At 60.8% G+C, this 17,199-nt stretch carries 15 protein-coding genes and 6 pseudogenes; 11 read left to right on the forward strand and 10 right to left on the reverse strand.

Annotated features, from left to right (window positions below):
- Nucleotides 1–288: 288 nt before the first annotated feature.
- Both AC1D2R_RS19095 and AC1D2R_RS19100 read left to right on the forward strand, forming a co-directional pair.
- Nucleotides 289–546, forward strand: coding sequence for a hypothetical protein (locus AC1D2R_RS19095; protein WP_477969374.1), 258 nt, complete (start codon nucleotides 289–291; stop codon nucleotides 544–546).
- Between the two features lie 48 nt (nucleotides 547–594).
- Nucleotides 595–1,301, forward strand: a pseudogene (locus AC1D2R_RS19100) (IS6 family transposase).
- On the opposite strand, the pseudogene AC1D2R_RS19105 reads toward AC1D2R_RS19100, so the two are convergent.
- The 4 genes and pseudogenes from AC1D2R_RS19105 to kduI form a co-directional block, all read right to left on the reverse strand.
- Nucleotides 1,301–1,624 (reverse strand): annotated as a pseudogene (locus tag AC1D2R_RS19105) (mandelate racemase/muconate lactonizing enzyme family protein); the annotation flags it as partial. The pseudogenes AC1D2R_RS19100 and AC1D2R_RS19105 overlap by 1 nt on opposite strands.
- A 23-nt stretch (nucleotides 1,625–1,647) precedes the next feature.
- Nucleotides 1,648–2,559 carry a 5-dehydro-4-deoxyglucarate dehydratase gene (gene kdgD, locus AC1D2R_RS19110; protein WP_477969376.1) on the reverse strand — a complete coding sequence of 304 codons (912 nt, stop codon included), beginning with the start codon at nucleotides 2,557–2,559 and terminating at the stop codon, nucleotides 1,648–1,650.
- Between the two features lie 103 nt (nucleotides 2,560–2,662).
- On the reverse strand, nucleotides 2,663–3,406 hold the full coding sequence (kduD, locus tag AC1D2R_RS19115; protein ID WP_477969378.1) for a 2-dehydro-3-deoxy-D-gluconate 5-dehydrogenase KduD: 744 nt from the start codon (nucleotides 3,404–3,406) through the stop codon (nucleotides 2,663–2,665).
- Entirely contained in the window at nucleotides 3,403–4,227 is an 825-nt protein-coding gene (gene kduI / locus AC1D2R_RS19120; protein ID WP_477969380.1) for a 5-dehydro-4-deoxy-D-glucuronate isomerase, read from the reverse strand. The genes kduD and kduI overlap by 4 nt, the downstream gene beginning before the upstream one ends.
- A gap of 221 nt (nucleotides 4,228–4,448) precedes the next feature.
- On the opposite strand from kduI, the pseudogene AC1D2R_RS19125 reads away from it, so the two are divergent.
- From AC1D2R_RS19125 to AC1D2R_RS19160, 8 genes and pseudogenes are all read left to right on the forward strand, one after another.
- Nucleotides 4,449–5,389 (forward strand): annotated as a pseudogene (locus AC1D2R_RS19125) (aldehyde dehydrogenase family protein); the annotation flags it as partial.
- 82 nt (nucleotides 5,390–5,471) lie between these two features.
- The gene (locus tag AC1D2R_RS19130; protein WP_477969382.1) at nucleotides 5,472–6,209 is read left to right on the forward strand and encodes a FadR/GntR family transcriptional regulator; all 738 of its coding nucleotides are present in this window, start codon (nucleotides 5,472–5,474) and stop codon (nucleotides 6,207–6,209) included.
- Between the two features lie 82 nt (nucleotides 6,210–6,291).
- On the forward strand, nucleotides 6,292–7,041 hold the full coding sequence (locus AC1D2R_RS19135; RefSeq protein WP_477969417.1) for a FadR/GntR family transcriptional regulator: 750 nt from the start codon (nucleotides 6,292–6,294) through the stop codon (nucleotides 7,039–7,041).
- A gap of 62 nt (nucleotides 7,042–7,103) precedes the next feature.
- Nucleotides 7,104–7,418 carry a cupin domain-containing protein gene (locus tag AC1D2R_RS19140; RefSeq protein ID WP_477969384.1) on the forward strand — a complete coding sequence of 105 codons (315 nt, stop codon included), beginning with the start codon at nucleotides 7,104–7,106 and terminating at the stop codon, nucleotides 7,416–7,418.
- 109 nt (nucleotides 7,419–7,527) lie between these two features.
- Complete coding sequence (locus AC1D2R_RS19145; protein ID WP_477969386.1) at nucleotides 7,528–8,550, forward strand: ABC transporter permease; 1,023 nt, start codon at nucleotides 7,528–7,530, stop codon at nucleotides 8,548–8,550.
- A complete protein-coding gene (locus tag AC1D2R_RS19150) occupies nucleotides 8,550–9,437 on the forward strand; it encodes an ABC transporter permease (RefSeq protein ID WP_477969388.1) in 888 nt (295 codons plus the stop codon). Before AC1D2R_RS19145 ends, AC1D2R_RS19150 begins: the two co-directional genes overlap by 1 nt.
- A gap of 4 nt (nucleotides 9,438–9,441) precedes the next feature.
- Nucleotides 9,442–10,278, forward strand: a complete 837-nt coding sequence (locus AC1D2R_RS19155) for an ABC transporter ATP-binding protein (RefSeq protein WP_477969390.1) — start codon at nucleotides 9,442–9,444, stop codon at nucleotides 10,276–10,278.
- Nucleotides 10,278–11,039 (forward strand): ABC transporter ATP-binding protein, encoded by a 762-nt coding sequence (locus AC1D2R_RS19160; RefSeq protein ID WP_477969392.1) that lies wholly within the window; start codon nucleotides 10,278–10,280, stop codon nucleotides 11,037–11,039. Before AC1D2R_RS19155 ends, AC1D2R_RS19160 begins: the two co-directional genes overlap by 1 nt.
- A 285-nt stretch (nucleotides 11,040–11,324) precedes the next feature.
- Here AC1D2R_RS19160 and AC1D2R_RS19165 read toward each other — a convergent pair whose 3' ends face one another.
- From AC1D2R_RS19165 to AC1D2R_RS19180, 4 genes are all read right to left on the reverse strand, one after another.
- Complete coding sequence (locus AC1D2R_RS19165; protein WP_477969394.1) at nucleotides 11,325–12,923, reverse strand: ABC transporter substrate-binding protein; 1,599 nt, start codon at nucleotides 12,921–12,923, stop codon at nucleotides 11,325–11,327.
- 88 nt (nucleotides 12,924–13,011) lie between these two features.
- Entirely contained in the window at nucleotides 13,012–13,641 is a 630-nt protein-coding gene (locus tag AC1D2R_RS19170; protein WP_477969396.1) for an SGNH/GDSL hydrolase family protein, read from the reverse strand.
- A gap of 19 nt (nucleotides 13,642–13,660) precedes the next feature.
- On the reverse strand, nucleotides 13,661–14,809 hold the full coding sequence (locus AC1D2R_RS19175; RefSeq protein WP_477969398.1) for a mandelate racemase family protein: 1,149 nt from the start codon (nucleotides 14,807–14,809) through the stop codon (nucleotides 13,661–13,663).
- A gap of 332 nt (nucleotides 14,810–15,141) precedes the next feature.
- Nucleotides 15,142–15,411: a hypothetical protein gene (locus AC1D2R_RS19180; protein ID WP_477969400.1), complete on the reverse strand. Its 270-nt coding sequence runs from the start codon at nucleotides 15,409–15,411 to the stop codon at nucleotides 15,142–15,144.
- A gap of 204 nt (nucleotides 15,412–15,615) precedes the next feature.
- Between AC1D2R_RS19180 and AC1D2R_RS19185 the strand changes: the two are divergent.
- Nucleotides 15,616–15,726, forward strand: a pseudogene (locus AC1D2R_RS19185) (DoxX family protein); the annotation flags it as partial.
- An 852-nt stretch (nucleotides 15,727–16,578) separates the two neighbouring features.
- Here the strand turns inward: AC1D2R_RS19185 and AC1D2R_RS19190 are convergent.
- Nucleotides 16,579–16,914: pseudogene (locus AC1D2R_RS19190) on the reverse strand (integrase); the annotation flags it as partial.
- Between the two features lie 17 nt (nucleotides 16,915–16,931).
- Nucleotides 16,932–17,199: pseudogene (locus AC1D2R_RS19195) on the reverse strand (integrase); the annotation flags it as partial.

The following is a 17,199-nucleotide window of genomic DNA, read 5'->3' on the forward strand; positions in this document are numbered from 1 at the left end:
CGGAAGCGACTTTCGGCAGTCGTATTGGTGGAAATTCCGGATAGTTTTCGCGCACCGGCTGGCATGATAGCTTCCGATGAGGAGGCTGCACACTTGTGCCCATCGGTTTGTGATTCCGACGCAGCATCGTGGAGCAAGCATTGGACGGCGGCCAGCTCTGGCAATGCTGCGACGTGCGATTGCCGCGCCGATACAGGACCGTGACATCAGGCTGCAACGATTAGCATCATCTTTTCCACGGTGAGGGCGCGTACAGGGCGCATGTGTGTTCGGCGCAGGGGGAGTAACATGCCGAAGGCAGTCGGCACGGAAGCAAGTTCGACGGTCGGGACCGCCGAGACCCTCCGTAAATCGTTCATTGCAATCAGGCTCATCGCTGACCGGCGAAAACACCGGCAAAAAGATTGCGTCGCGAGACGGCTATCTTTATGTTCTAAAAAAGAAATCGCACGGCATGAAAAGCGGCAAAATATGGTCGTTTTGGCGAGCATGGAGCCATTGCTTCCCGAGAGCACCAGAGAGCTGGAGGACGTTGCATCGAATTGACGTCGGCGGCTAATCGGTTCGCGGCTATCGGCCTGATATCCGGGGAGCATGACCCGATCGCCCGTCAGTTATAGACGTCACCGCTTTCCACCGGCCCTCGTTGCCCATGCGGTTTGGCTCTATTTCCGGTTTCCCCTCAGCCTGCGTCTGGTCGAGGAAATGCTGCTGGAGCGCGGGATCATTGTTTCTTACGAGACGATCCGGTGTTGGGCCAAGAAGTTTGGTCCGGACTATGCTCGTCGTCTGCGCAGGAAACAGCCAAGCTCAAGCGACATTTGGCACCTGGACGAAGTCGTCATCGCCATCGCCGGCAGGAAACACTGGCTCTGGCGTGCCGTCGATCAGGATGGCTATGTGCTCGACGAAATCGTTCAGAACCGCCGCAATACCAAAGGCTGCCAAACGCTTGCTTGTTCGTCTGCTGAAAAAACAGGGCGTTGCGCCAATGCGGATGATTACCGACAAGCTGCCATCTTACGCCGCCGCAAAGCGCCAGATCATGCCAACCCTCGAGCACCGTTCTCACAAAGGGTTGAACAATCGAGCGGAAAACTCGCATCTGCCGCTGCGAAAACGGGAGCGGGTGATGCAAACATTTCGATCTACTGGAAGCCTTCAACGGTTCCTCTCAGCTTTCTCCGCGGTCCGCAATCTCTTCGTGCCGCCTCGGACAAAACGCAGCGCGCTTGCACTGCACCTGAACCTGGATAAGCGCGTTTGCTCACTGGAAGTCCGTCACCGCTGTTATCGCCTGAAGTCCGGCATCCACCAGGCTTTGGCTTCTCAGACTTAACCTGACATCACCGCGCTGTCCCTGATCGCGCAATGCGTTGTAGAGCACCGCCCAGATCTTCTCGGTCTGGCGAGGGTCCTGACCAATCAGCCAGTTGGAATAGGCTGCGACCACCGCCGCATTGGGCTTGGCGGGGCCGAGACAATCGCCCCAGCCGGTCGTTCCGTCCTCGCATTCGATCTCCACCAGGACATGGGAACGCCGGTCAAAGCGCATCGAGGCGCTTTCGAACGGCGTGCCGAGCCGGTGTTCCAGGAGATGCGTGCGAACGGACCTTATCTTCATGCGTTTCTCCGGAATTCGTCGTGTCAGACCCTGCGTTTCTGCGAACCGATGAGGTTGTCGAGCATCACGAGCTCCTCATCCGTCAGATCCACGAGCGGTGCGCGCACCGGGCCGGCGTCGAAGCCCTGCAGCCGCACACCCGCCTTGATTGCCGAGACGGCGTAGCCCTTGACCCGATTGCGGATGGCCATAAACGGATAGAAGAAATCTATCAGGATGCGCTCGCAGGTGGTGCGGTTGCCGGCGCGAAGTGCCACGTAGAACTCGTTGGCAAGACCCGGCACGAAGTTGAAGACCGCGGAGGAATAGGTGGTGACGCCGGCACCGAGATAGGCCTCGGCGAAGATCTCGGCCGTGGGCATGCCGCCCAGATACATCAGGCGATCGCCCATCTTTGCGGTGACCTGGCGCAGCAGGCCGATGTCGCCCGTGCCGTCCTTGAAGCCGATCAGGTTCGGGCATTCGTCGCAAAGCCGGGCAAGCGTATCGGCCTGCAGCACGGAATTGTCACGGTTGTAGACCATGACACCGATACCCACCGACTGGCAGACTTTCTTGATATGAGCATAGAGACCGTCCTGAGGCGCATCGATCAGGTAGTGCGGCAATAGCAGGATGCCGTCGGCGCCGACCTTCTCGACCGAACGGGCGATATCCACGGCGATATCGGTTCCGTATCCGCAACCCGACACGATGGCGGTTTCGCCTGCCGCTTCCTTGGCCGCGGCGACCACGCCCGGTATTTCATCCGGCTTCAGCGAGAAGAATTCCCCGGTCCCGCCGGCTGCGAAAAGCACCGGAGCCTTGTAGCCGGCAAGCCATTCGACATGGGCCTTGTAGCTCTCCGGCGCAAAGCGCCCTTGCGCGTCGAAATGCGTGACTGGGAAGGAGAGAAGACCGGAGCCGAGAGCGGCTTTGATTTGTTCAGGGTTCATTTCAGTATTCCTCTGTATGTGCTTTAGACGCACGCTTATCTAGATGTCATACATATGTCAACAAGTCACCATACAAGTTATGATAGCTATTGCGGTTGGCGATTCAGCGCGCCAGCCAGCCGCCATCGACGTTGAGAATGGCGCCGTGAACGTAGTTGGCCGCCGCCGAAGACAGGAAGACTGCTGCACCGGCGATGTCTTCCGGCCGGCCCCAACGACTGGCCGGAATGCGCTCGAGGATCGCCCTGTTGCGATCGGCGTCGGCGCGAAGCGCCTCAGTATTTTCGGTTTTGATGTAGCCTGGCGCAACGGCGTTGACATTGATGCCCTTGGCCGCCCATTCGTTCGCAAGCAGCTTGGTGAGCCCAGCAACGCCGTGTTTTGACGCCGTATAGGAAGCCACGCGGATCCCGCCTTGGAGCGAAAGCAGCGAAGCGATGTTGACCACCTTTCCCCGGCGCCCTTTGGTCAGCAATGCCTTTGCGAAGGCCTGCGTCGTGAAGAAGAGCGCCTTCAGGTTTACATCGATCACCGCATCCCAGTCATCTTCGGTAAAATCGACCGCATCAGCGCGCCGAATGATGCCGGCGTTGTTGACCAGGATGTCGATGCCCTGATCCTGGAATATGTCTCGCGCGGCCATGGGATCGGTAAAGTCGAGGGAAAGGCCACTCGCCTTGCCGCCGGCCTTAGCGATCAGATCCAGCGTCTCGTCGGGCGGACGACGGGCAGCGCAGAGAACCTCCGCTCCTGCAGCCGCGAGCCCAACCGCAATCGCTTGACCAAGGCCGGTGTTGGAGCCGGTAACCAGAGCATTAAGCCCTTGAAGCGAAAAATAATTTATCATTTGAGATCCTCCGGCTGAATGAAGTCCATGTCGGTGTAGTCTACGTTGTCTCCGGCCATGGCCCAGATGAAGGTGTAGGAGCCGATACCGGCGCCGGAATGGATGGACCAGGGCGGAGAAAGCGCACCCTCCTCGTTCGAGATGAACAGGTGACGGGTCTCCTGGGGCTCGCCCATCAGATGCAGTACCCGTGACTTTTCGTCCATTCCGAAATAGAGATAGGCCTCCATGCGGCGGTCATGGATATGCGAGGGGATGGTGTTCCAGACGGAGCCATCCTCGAGCGTTGTGTAGCCAAGAACCAGCTGGCAACTCTCCATCACGAGCGGGTGGATGAACTGATTGATGGTGCGTTTGTTGGAGGTTTCCGACGCGCCCATTTTCACTTCCTTGCTTTCGGAAGCAGTGAGAAGGCGCGCCGGCAGGCTACGGTGGGCGGGGCAGGACGTGATGTAGAAGCGGCCGCCACCCGCAAAGGTCACTTCACCCGTTCCAGCACCGAGATAGAGCACATCGCCGCGGTTCAACGTGTAGACTTGCCCACCGGCCGTCACCGATCCGGCCTCGCCGATGTTGACGATGCCCATTTCGCGGCGATCGAGGAATGACGGGGACTTTGTTTCCTCCACCTTGTTCAGTGTCAGCGGTTTCTCGCCGGGCACCGCCCCGCCGATGACGAAACGGTCATAGTGGGTGTAGATCAGCCGGATCTCTCCGGTCTTAAACATCTCCTGCGCCAAGAAATGCTTACGAAGCTCCGACGTATCGAGCGTTTTGGCGTATTCCGGATTGACAGCCTGCCTTGTTTCGACGGTCAGCATTATTTTCTCCATCACATTGTAGACCACATATCATATATGTTAACGTTATTGTATGATATGCTCGTCGGGGTCAAGATGTCCGCTGGAGCGATGCGAAAATGTCCGTGGTTGGCGTAAAGCGACCATGGGACCTTTGGGCGCGGAGCAAAGGTTGGGAGGCCGGCGCTTCACCAGGGTCAGCCGCTCTTCGCTGCGGCCAGGTCGAAGCGCGCAGCAGCGTCGTTCCTGCGCAAGCCGCCGATGCCACCATCAGGAAACACGGGCTGCACCCGGGCGTATTCTCGCTGATCCAGGGGGCCCGCCGAGATGTCGGCACTGGGCTGGTCACGCACCAGCTCATCAAGGCGGTCGGCTTTACCGGTTCTCGGCCGGCGGCTGTGCGCTCTTCGATCTCTGCGTCTCCCGTCCCGAGCCCATTCCCTTCTTCGGCGAACTGGGTTCGGTGAACCCGATCTTCGTCCTGCCGGAAGCAGCGAAGGCCCGTGGTGCTCAGATCGCCTGGGGATGGGCGGGCTCGCTGACGATAGGTGTCGGCCAGTTATGCACCAATCCCGGCATCGCCGTGATCCTTTCCGATCACGCCGACGCATTCGCCGAGGCGAGGCGCGCCCCACTTGGCGAAGTCGGTCCGCAGGTCATGCTGACAAACGGTATGGCCAAAGCCTATCGCGATGAAGCGTGCGCATCGCCGCGGGTGCCGGCGTGCGCGAGGTGCTCGCCACCGCCTGTGATCTTCGCAACGCCACGCCCTACCTTTTCCGTGTTTGCGCCAAGGACTGGCTCTCCAACCACGTGCTTGTTAAAGAGGTGTTCGGCCCGCTCGGTCTTATCGTTACGGTCGAGACGATCGAGGAGATGCTTGCCGTCGCAAAGAGCTTTGTCGGTCAACTCACTGCCACGCTGCATCTCGATGAAGCCGACACGCCACTGGCGCGCAGGCTGCTACCGATCCTTGACCGCAAGGCAGGTCGCGTGCTGGCCAATGGCTACCCGACCGGGGTCGAATGTTTGCGACGCCATGGTGCACGGCGGCCCGTACCCCGCATCCACCAACTTCGGCGCCACATCTGTCGAGACCCTCTCGATCCGAAGGTTCCTGAGGCCGGTCGCCTACCAGAACATTCCGGAGGTGCTGCAATGCGAGGACCTCAAATCGAGTTAGCAACGGATTGCGCCATTGCCCGACAATGGCGTATCCACAACCAACTGCGGATTACCGCCTCTTGCACCGAATGGCTAAGTGTATGACGAAAGCTACAGCCCAAGATACTGCTCCCCTGCAAGCCACGACGCTGGTGGTCAAGGTTGCAGATGCGCTTCGGGGGCGCATCTCCAAGGGGCATCACAGGCCGGGCGACCGGCTGCCCTCCGAAGCCCAACTGACGCAGGAATTCGGAGTGAGCCGCACGGTCGTGCGCGAGGCGATCGCGGCCCTTCGTTCTGATGGGTTGGTGGAACCGCGCCAAGGCGCGGGCGTCTTTGTTCTCGATCCTACCCTGGCCGAACGCCGTCCGTTTCAGAATGTCGACCTCGCGCGCGTGTCGTCGCTGATCGAGATGCTCGAACTTCGCACGGCCGTGGAAGGCGATGCCGCGGGCCTTGCCGCGCTGCGGCGCTCCCCGGGGCAGGAAGAAAAGATCGTCGAAGCCCTCGATGCCTTCCGCACGAGTTCGGCCGAGGGCCGACCGAGCGCCGAGGCCGACTTCGCCTTCCATCTCGCAATTGCCCAGGCGACCAACAATCCCCGCTTCGGCGAATTCCTGCAGATGCTCGGCCCGACACTTATTCCTCGGCGGGCTGTTACCGAGAGCGGTGAAGAGACGGCTCTGCCCCCGACGGACATCGAGCGGCTCGTGGAGGAACACGAAGCGATCCTCGTTGCCATTCAGAATGGCGATGACACGGCGGCTCGCGCCGCCATGCGCGCTCACCTGAAAAACAGCCAGATGCGCTACCGCTCCATGCTGCGAACGCCTCGCTGAGCATTGCCGAAAACAGCCTGCACTTGCATTCGGACAGATAACCGATAACATGCCAGACAGGTTCAATGCAGGTGAAGCAAACATGGAAGCCGAATACAATCACGTCAGAGGCACGTCGCTGGCGGCCAAAATCAGCGCCAACCTGCGCCGCGACCTGACCGGGGGCGTTTTCCAGCCCGGAGATCGGCTTCCGAGCGAAAGCGCGCTGACCAGGGAATATTCCGTAAGCCGCACCGTGGTGCGTGAGGCGATCGCCATCCTTCGTGCCGACGGCTTGGTCGAAGCGCGCAAGGGCGCCGGCATCTTCGCGCTCCAGACGTCACAGGACAAGAAACAACCGTTCAAGGATCTGACCACTGAACGGATTTCCTCGGTCATCGAGCTCTTGGAACTCAGAACTGTCTTTGAGGTGGAGTCGGCAGGACTTGCGGCATCGCGCCGTTCGGCCGCGCAGATCGAGGCGATCCTCGAGGCTCATCACCATGTCGGCGAATGCCTGGCGGCAGGGAGCTCCACCCGCGACGCCGATTTCGAGCTGCATCTGGCCATCGCAGAGGCAACGCAGAACCGTCGCTTTCCCGAGTTTCTCCAACTGATCCGATCCGGCATCATCCCGCGCGGCGAGCTGCAGGGTTCAGCACCCGGCTCGCGCCCGAAAGACTACAACCTCCACCTTCAGGAAGAACACGCGCTGATCGTCGATGCCATCATCGAAGGCAATGCTGAGGCGGCACGAGAGCGGATGCGCGCCCATCTTCGTGGCAGCCTCGATCGCTACAAGGTTCTGCTGCGTTCCCGCACACTGCCCCCGGAAGACATCAATCTGTCATAGCTTGTCATACAGATATGAATGCATGTATGTTAATGGCGTCATACATCGTCAACGAGGCATCCATGACCCTTCCTACATTCCCTGTACTCTCGATCGACACCGGTGTTACCCGGCAGGTTCTTTCCGAATCGCCGGAGATGATGGTCGTATCCTTTCGCTTCGAAAGCGGTGCCGAAGGTAGGCTGCATCGCCACCCACACGTTCAATCCACCTATGTCGCACATGGCCGGTTCCGCTTTTACCGCGGTGGCAAAGCCCATGATCTGAAAGCGGGCGACAGTCTGGTCATCCCAGGAGACACCGAGCACGGCTGCCAATGCCTGGAGTCCGGCGAGCTTATCGACTGCTTTACCCCTCGCAGAGATGACTTCCTGTAAGCGGATTGGCTTGACAGCAAGAGTAACCTGTGACAGATTTGATTAAGTTGTCATACAGGATGGGAGCCTGTACCGCCTCACCATCCGGCGAATGACAAACGGAGGAATCATGTCACACCGTCGCATACGCTTCTACGGCGCGGCCGGGCAGGTCGGGACTATCGCGGTCACCCTGCTCGGCCTGCTGCTCCTGACTTTTTTCATCGGCCGACTTATGCCCGCCGATCCCGTCCGCGCTATCGTCGGCGAAGATGCGACCCGTGAGACCTATGAGCAGGTGTACCGTTCGCTCGGCCTAGACCGCCCGCTCTGGGAACAGTTCATCTATTACCTCGGCGATGTCTTTACAGGCAATTTCGGAACGTCCATCCGGACCGGCCAGCCGGTCATCCGGGATATCCTGCATGTTATGCCCGCGACCATCGAGCTCGCGACCTTCGCCATTCTCATCGGAGCGGGGCTCGGCGTGCCGCTCGGCGTCTTCGCCGCCGTCAACAAGGACCGCTGGCCGGATCATGTCGTGCGTGTCTTCAGCCTTTTTGGCCATTCGATGCCGATTTTTTGGACGGGTATGATCGCTCTCATCGTCTTCTATGCTCATCTCGGGCTAGTCGGCGGGAGCGGGCGGATGGACCAGTTCTACATCGGTCTCGTCGAGGAGCACACCGGCTTCCTGCTGATCGACAGCCTGGTCGCCGGCGAAATGGATGTGTTCTGGTCGGCGGTGAACCATATCATCCTGCCGGCAGCCCTGCTTGGCTATTCCTCCTCCGCCTACATCACCCGCATGACCCGCAGCTTCATGCTGGATCAACTCGGCCAGGAGTACGTAACGACTGCCAGAGTGAAGGGGCTTTCGCGCAACCAGACGATCTGGCAGCACGCATTCGTCAATATCCGCGTCCAGCTCGTCACCATCATCGCGCTTGCCTACGGTTCGCTGCTCGAAGGCGCCGTCCTGATCGAGACCGTCTTTGCCTGGCCGGGCTTCGGCCAGTACCTCACCAACAACCTCATCACCGGCGACATGAATGCCGTCATGACCTGCGTGCTGATCGTCGGCGTCATCTTCATCGGGCTCAATCTCCTGTCCGATGTTCTCTACCGCTTCTTCGACCCGAGGACACGCTGATGTCTACCCGCACCGAAACCACCTCTCGTCTCCCGGCTCCGGTCCTTGCCCTGAAGAACATCGTGCTGTTCCTCTTGAAGGGCCCGACGTCAGCCTTCGGTCTTGCCGTGCTGTCGCTGCTCATCCTGGTCGCCGCCTTCGCGCCGCTGATCGCCACCCACGACCCCTATGCACAGGATCTCGCCCTGACGCTGCAGCCGCCCGGCAACGGACATCTCTTCGGCACCGATGAGCTTGGCCGCGACATTTTCAGCCGCCTTGTCTGGGGCGCTCGCATCACGCTGACGATCATCTTCCTCGTGTCGATTGTCGTCGGTCCAATCGGTCTCATCATCGGCACGACCGCCGGCTATCTCGGCGGCAAGGTCGACACCGTTATGATGCGCATCACCGACATTTTCCTGTCGTTTCCGAGCCTCATTCTCTCGCTCGCCTTCGTCGCAGCCCTTGGCCCAAGCCTCAACAACGCCATTGTCGCCATTGCGCTCACCTCCTGGCCACCGATCGCGCGACTGGCCCGCGCCGAGGCCATGACCTTCCGCAAGGCGGACTATATATGCGCTGCCAGGCTGCAAGGGGCCTCGCCGGCGCGCATCATCGTCAAATCGATCATGCCCATGTGCCTGCCTTCGGTCCTCATCCGTCTGACCCTCAACATGGCGACCGTCATCCTCACGGCCGCCGGCCTTGGCTTCCTCGGCCTCGGCGCCCAGCCGCCGCTGCCCGAATGGGGCGCGATGATCGCGACCGGCCGCCGCTACATGCTCGACAGTTGGTGGCTCGTCACCTTCCCAGGCATCTCAATCCTCTCCGTCAGCCTCGCGTTCAACTTGCTCGGCGATGGATTGCGCGATGCGCTCGATCCCAAGCAGATGAACCGGAGGTAAGCCGATGGAAAAGCCCATTCTCGAGGTCGGCAATCTCCGGATCCGCTATGGTGGCGCTTCGGCCGAAGCCGTCCGCGGGGTCTCCTTCACCCTCGGCCGCGAACGGCTGGGCATCGTCGGTGAATCCGGTTCCGGCAAGTCCACCGTGGGGCGCGCCCTGCTGCGTCTTCTGCCCGGCGCGACGATCACGGCCGACACGCTGCGCTTTGGAGAACTCGATCTCCTGACGCTCACTGAAAAAGAGATGCTGAAAGTCCGCGGCCGTCGCATGTCGATGATCCTCCAGGACCCCAAGTTCTCGCTCAACCCGATCCGGCGCGTCGGCGAGCAGGTGGCCGAGACCTATCTGCGCCACTTCAGGTGTTCGAAGGCAGAGGCCCGTGACAAGGCGCTCACTATGCTGGAGGCGGTCAAGATTCGCGACCCGAAGCGGGTCTATAACCAATACCCGCATGAGATATCCGGCGGCATGGGCCAGCGGGTGATGATCGCCATGATGCTGCTGGCCGACCCAGACCTCGTCATCGCCGACGAACCCACCTCGGCGCTCGACGTTACCGTCCGGCTTCAAGTTCTGAATATCCTCGACGGCCTCGTGCGCGACCGCGGCATTGGCCTCATCATGATCAGTCACGACCTGAACCTCGTGCGCAATTTCTGCGACCGCGTTCTCATCATGTATGCCGGTCGCGTGGTCGAAACACTCGCCGCCCGCGACCTCGACAGGGCGGAACACCCCTATACGCGCGGCCTGTTGGCGGCCCAACCGCGGATCGGCGGCGCGCATGCGCCCCTCGCCGTGCTCGACCGTCAACCCGAATGGCTGGAGGAGAATCCCTGATGTCCGTATCCGTCGAAACGCGCGACGTATCCATCACCTTCGGCGGCGGCCCTGCCGCGGTCAAGGTCCTGCCGAGTGTCAGCTTCTCGGTCAGCCCCGGCGAATGCTTCGGGCTTGTCGGCGAAAGCGGTTCGGGCAAATCCACCGTACTGCGCTGCATCTCGATGCTGACCGACATCTGGACGGGTGACATTCTCGTCGAGGGTAAGTCGGTACGCGACATGCCGCTTATCGAGCGCTGCCGCACGCTGCAGATGGTGTTCCAGGATCCGTACGGCTCGCTGCATCCGCGCCAGTCGGTGCGCACCGTGCTCAGCGAACCCCTGGTGATCCATAAGCTCTGCGACCGCGAGGAGCGCATGCGCAAAGCGATCACCGATGTCGGCCTGCCCGTTTCATTCCTCGATCGCTTTCCACACCAGCTTTCCGGTGGCCAGCGGCAGCGGGTCGCTATCGCCCGGGCGTTGATCCTCGAGCCCTCGCTGCTGCTCCTGGACGAGCCCACGTCTGCGCTCGATGTCTCGGTGCAGGCTGAGATCCTGAACCTGCTCCAGCGCCTGCGCGAAGAGCGAGGCTTCACCTATATCATGGTCACGCACGATCTGGCCGTGGTCGACCACATGTGCGACCGCTTTGCCGTCATGCTGCACGGAGAGATCACCGAAGTGCTGCCACGCGAAGCGATCCCCAAAAACGGGGCCACGCATCCTTACGCTCGAGAACTCATCGGCGCCTCGCTTGAATACGAAAGGGCGCATTGATCGGCCTCACGCAGTTCGAGGTCCGGCAATCCCAACAAGGCGCCCTTGAAGCTCGAGGGCGCCTTCTGACGTGGGGGCGATCCAACGGACCTGTCGCTGATGCGTGAAGTGACCAGAAGTGCTCGCGTGTGCGGCAACTTTGTGCCATCTGCAAGGCAGGGGTTGGCGACGCACTGCTGGATCACGCAGCCCTCGGGTCGGCGACGCTGCTATCCCCTCGCGAACGTGAAAAAGGCGCGTGTTACCACGCGCCTTGCCCGAACTCGCTGAGAAAGCCAGGAAGGATCAGCGCTCCTTGGCGACACCCTCGAAGCGGGAAAGCCAGGGGCTGACGATCATGCCCTTCACATCGCTTCGAAATGCGGCCGTATCGACCACTTCCGAGAACGGCTGGATCGACATGACGATCTCGTCCATATAGGCCTGCACGCCTTCATAGAGCTTGGCCTGCTTGGCGGGATCGCGTTCGATCAGTGCTTCCTCGATCAGCTTGTTCAATTTTTCGTCGTAGAAGCTGGTGCGCCAGCTCTGGTAGTTGGTGAGCTTCGCATCGTCTGAATTGTCCGGATTGTAGGCGATGGAGCGCAGGTTGTTGTCCGGATGCGGTTGCTGACCGCCGCCCCCGCGACCAAGCAGCAATTCGAAGTTTCGTTCGCGCATTGCGCCGTAGATCTGATCACCCGAACCGCTGATGAGTTCAGCCTGGATACCGGCTTGGCCGAGCGTGTTCTGGATGGCAGTCGCCGCTTTCATGAACGGGTCTTCGGAAAGGACCCTGAGCGTGGTCTTGAAACCATTGGGATAGCCGGCTTCGGCGAGCAGCGCCTTTGCCTTTTCCACGTCCAGCTTGTAGCCCTGATCCGGCAGCGCGCCGATAACGCCGGTCGACAGCGGCCGCTGATGCAGCTTGCCGTAATAGGGCATGACGGCCTTGTCGAGGCCTTCGTAGTCGATGAGGTAGCGCAGCGCCTCGCGTACCTTCTTGTTGGCGAAGCGCTCGTCTTTCATCGAGACGCTGAGATAGTAGAAGCCCGAGCCAGGCGTCGACGCGATGGTAATCGCCTTGTCGGCCTCAAGCGACTTGAGATCCGGCGCCTGGAGGGAATAGGCAACGTCTATGTCGCCTTTTTCCAGCAGCAGCCGCTGCGACTGGGATTCTGGCAGATGGCGCATCAGAACGCGCTTCATCGCGGCCTTTTCACCCCAATAGTCGTCGTTGCGGGTAAGGATGATGTATTCGTTCGATTTCCACTGCTTCAGCGTGAAGGGACCGGAGCCGGCCGAATTCAGCGTCAGCCATGCTGCACCGAGGTCGCCGTCCTTCTCGTTCTCGAGCGCCGTCTTGCTGTCCAGAATGGAGCCGGGACCATTCTGTGCCAGAATCATCAGCAGCAGGTTCGGGTCATCGGGCTTCGGCAGGTTAATCACGAAGGTGTGGTCGTCTTCGGCGACAAATGCCTTGTCGGCCTCCTCGAGCTTGAAGCCACGCGTCTTGAGGAAGGACGACTGCGCCAGATTGCGGGCGAGCAGACGCTTCAGGCTCCAGGCGACGTCGCCGGCCGTGACGGGATTGCCGGAAGCAAATTTCGCATCGCCACGCAGGTGAAAGCGGATCGACTTGCGATCCTCGGCGATCTCCCAGCGCTCGGCCAGACGCGGCTGGACGCTACGGTCCTGCGGCGAAAGGACGACCAGCGTATCGTAGATATTGTTGAGCACCTGCACGGTCTCGCGGCCGGTGATAGCAGCGGGATCGAGCGTCAGAATGTTGCTCATGGTCGTGGCGACGACCAGTTGGTCGGCCGGTGTCTCGGCGAGCACGCCGATCGGCGCGGCCGTGGAGAGAAGCACGCCAAGCGCGGCTCTTACAAAAAAGTGTCTCATGTTTCCTCCTTTTGCGGCCATCCCTGCGGATTTCGGCCTACCAGTTTCACGATCCGCCCGCCTGCTCCTCCGCAAGCGTTGAAACGGATCAGGCTAGAATTGCGCCTACGGGGGCCGCGAGTGCCCGGCCGATGGCCGCTGTCGCGGCCGCCTCCAAATGCACGCCATCGATCTCAGAACCGCGCGCGACTGCCCCGGCATTGAAGAACGCGTGGCCGAGCTCGCTGGCGAGCCTACGATAAAGCGGGGAAAGTCGTTCGGATTCCGCCACGCTTCGGCCGGCTGCCGGGTGCCCGCCTGGGCCGGGGGAACACGGTGGCGGTGCGACGATCAAAAACTTCGGCTTCGCCCCGCTCGGTTTGTAAGGAAAGGTGTCTACGATCTGCGCCAGGCGGCGCATGCCTGAAACGGCCCCTTCCGCCCGCCCGCCATGCACCGGCTTGATGTCGTTGGTCCCGAGCATGACGATCACGAGATCGAGCGGCATATGGCTGGCAAGCGCCACCTCCAACGCCTTGGCGCCATTCCGGCAGGCAGGTCCGGCATGGTCGTCATAGCAGGTGGTGCGCCCGCCGAGCCCTTCCGATATGATCTTTGCCGAGCCGCCAAGTTCCCGGCCGAGAACGTCCGGCCAGCGGCTCTCGGGCGGATGACGCAGACCCGTCGCCGGATCCGCACCCCAGGTCAGACTGTCGCCGAAGGCGAGAACGGTCTTCATTGCCCAATTACCTCGCTCGTCACCGTACGCGGTTGTTCTCGATGAAGTCGAAATCGATGTCCTCGCCGAGCCCTGGCCGATCCGGCACGTGGACATACCCGTCCCGATCCATCGGATCGGAAAGCGACTTCAGATAGTCGTGGCCGTCGTCATATTCGAGAAACGGATGCAACAGGCCGCGCTCGTACCAGCGGCAGTTCTTGGTGGCGGCCACCACATGCAGGTTCATCGCGGTGTTGCCGTGCACCTCGCATTCCATGCCGAAGGCCTCAGCAAGGTGCATGGTCTTCAGCGCGGGCGTAATACCACCGACGTCGTTGACGCCGGTGCGCAGTATGTCGCAGGCGCCGGCCTTGATCCACTCGGCGCGATGCCAATGCTTGCCGGCAGCGCTTTCCGGACCGACCACGGGAATGTCGAGATTGTCCGCAAGCCACTTGTAGGACGAGAGCGATTGCTCGTCCATCGGCTCCTCGATCCAGTCGAAGCCGAGCTTTTCAAGGCCACGCCCGAGTTCGAGCGCATCGGTGCGGGAATACCAGTGGAAGGCGTCGATCATCAGGCGGATATCCGGACCCACGGCCTCGCGCACGGCGGCACAGGCCTTGATATCCATCTTCACGTCGGGCGCCCAACTGACCGGCGGCATCCAGGTGTGCAGCTTGATACCCTTGTAGCCGCGCTTGACCAGCGTCTCAGCGAAACGGCCGTAGTCCTCCGGCGTTGCCAGCCCGCCTTCCAACTCATCACCACACATGATGGAGCCATAGGCCAACACCTTGTCGCGGTAGCCCCCGATCAACTTGTATACAGGTTGATCGAGTGTTCTTCCTGCCAGATCCCACAGCGCGCAGTCGACAACCGCAAGCGTACGGTCGGTGAGTTGGGCGGCCGAGCCGCGCTGCCAGTGGGCGAGATCCTGCCACAGACGCTCGCGATCACGGTGGTCCTCACCGACGAGAACCTTCTTCACGAACTTGTCGATCAAGTGCGGGCGAGCAATTTCGGGCGCAGTGAAGGAGTGGCCCTCATGGCCATCTTCCGTGCGCACGGTGAGCATTGCCTGCTCTACCTGATGCGGCGGGCCTGGATGCGCGTGACCAGCGCTATCAGAATGGCGGCGCGTGGTCGTGCGGAAGACCCGCACCTTGACGTCGGTGATGATCATTGTTCCTCCGGTATGCGAAAATGGTGGGCTTCCCGCGCCACCCTGTATGGCACATACTTAGACAGATCATCGCATATTTGTCAAATCTGTATAACATGTTTCTTCAAATGACTGACAGGTGGTCGCTCTTGGGGTACACCTTGCGGACGACGCGCCTGTGGCATTTGCCGTTCGCCGTTCAGCCAAGCGGCACAGGTTGGTCGCAGCGCCTCCACCGTGAATTGCCCGGTTTCTGATACGGTTCCGGCGTTGTCGTTTGGCACTTAAACGTGAGAATGCGGGCGTGTCTTTTTTGGTTGGCAGTTAATGTGAGATTCCATGCGCCAAGAATCTCAAATTAAGTGCAACTGCGACGACATACGCGACTGACGTGCGCAGTCCACGATCTCGTCTATAGCGCTGCCGAAGCGAGCTTTGTTCTCGCCCATCCTATGGCCGCCCAGCATGTATAGCATCTCCGGCCCGGCGCCCTGGACGATGGCCACACCAGCTAAAAGAGCCGGCCGCAAGTGCAGTGGCAAGGTCGGACTCTCTGGGGTCGGAAGTTTGCTGGTTTCCATCTTTAGGACGCCATCGAGATCAGGAATGATGACGCCGAGCACTCTATAGCCTGACGGTCCGTAATGATCGGGGGAGAGGCGTTGGCTGTAAATTGGCGACATTAAACAAACAAAGGCAGGCATAAGGCCCGTAGAGCATTGTCGCAACGGTCGCCTCATGACTGACGTCGACCGCCAATTGGTTGATGACCTGCGCTACCCATGCAGCGCCTGCATGCACAAACATGATCCGACGGGTTCGCCCGGCCGCTTTTCTCGCATCAGTTCTTCGGCGTCTATCTCGGCCTTTTCGTTTGGGGTGGACTGTTCCTGCGGACACCGCAACTTCGGTCGCTTTTGCCGGTTTTTCGCGGATGAGAGGGCAGGCGCGGCACCTCAGCGCCGGGTCCTCCACAGATCATCCCCGCTTCACTTTGTAGCCACGATCGCTTGGATTTCTGATCTTAGCGGCAAGCGGACCCGCGCTCGGATCGTGGCTTGCGGCTGCGCTCGCAGTGCTCTTTAGCCTGCCGTTTCTGCTCTACCGCACCATCGCGGAGGACCGAATTGTTCGCGCGGAGCTTACGGGCTATTCGGATTACGCCGCGCGGGTCAGGTGGCGGCTTCTCCCGGGTATTTGGTGAGAGCCAAACCTCCTTAGGAAACCAAAACGTGAGCCTATGGGACCACGAAGCGATACAACAGAGCAACAAAGCGTGCTTCGAAGGTCGTCGTGGCCCGCCAATGCGGCTAAGTTTTGCAACCTCGAAGTCGATCATGGTGTCTTTCCGCAAGCGCGAAGCGGCGTGAGCGGGGAGAAGTCCGAGGCAGAGCGATTTCTGGCGCTCGTCGCAGAGGCGGAGGCGAAGGATCCGGAGATTAAGTCGCTGCAGGCAAGTTTGATCGTCGCGGCCAAATTGGGCATTGCCGATGACAGCCGGACATTAGCCAGGATTAGCACTCCCTCATGCCTTGGTTTTGCGCGAAAAGCTAAACTGCTGTCGCCTTGCGCATGTCACTCGGCGACGTCGTCCTGTTTGCCTGTCCGGCTGGGCTCGGTACCTTCGACTTGGCGGCAATGGTTATTCCTTATGTGATGCTTGTGATTTGATCGTCCGGATCCAGCCGGCTACGAAATTGACGAGCAACCTATAGGGTTTTTCCTGGTCGCCCGAAGCACCAAGACGCCGCGCCCGACCGCTTGGCGAGCGGGCCTGCATTCGCGCCCCGATCGGCCGGCATCCCGTGATCGGGATCGGACTCGCGGCGCTGCGGATCCCACAGGTGATGCGCCACAAATTTGAGCAACAGCGCTTCGGGCGCCGGCCAGGCGAGGGATTTTCCAGTCGCGGCCAAGCCCCACGCCTCGAGATAGGCAAGGTCCAAGGTCAGCGACCGCAGCGTGTTGTCCCCCATGCCCTGGTTGACGAGGTGGCGCAGCGTCTCGATGTCCTTGTCGGTCAAGAACTCGGCAAGTTCGTCGCGGCGTTCGAGTGGCAGGACGGAGGCAATGGTGTCGAGCTCTTCGGCGCGGCGATCGACGGCAGACTTTTGATTGGACGGCATCAAAATAGGCTCCGAACAGGGGAGTTGAAGGAACCGGTCAGGCCGCGCCACTTGGTCAGCGTCGACCAGCTGGCAAGACGCCGGCGAACCGTGTCGGGCGCGTGCGGACCGGTGGACCGCAGAAAACCCTGGCCGCGGAGCTGTCGGTCGACGACACCGGGCATGCCATGTTGCGGATCCCACAGATGATGGGCGACGAATTTCAGCAGCAAGGCTTCCGGCGCCGGCCAAGGCAGGGCACTGCCGGTGGCGGCCAGCGACCAGGCCTGCAGATAGGCGAGATCA

This window comes from Rhizobium sp. P1_C7 (assembly GCF_056406295.1).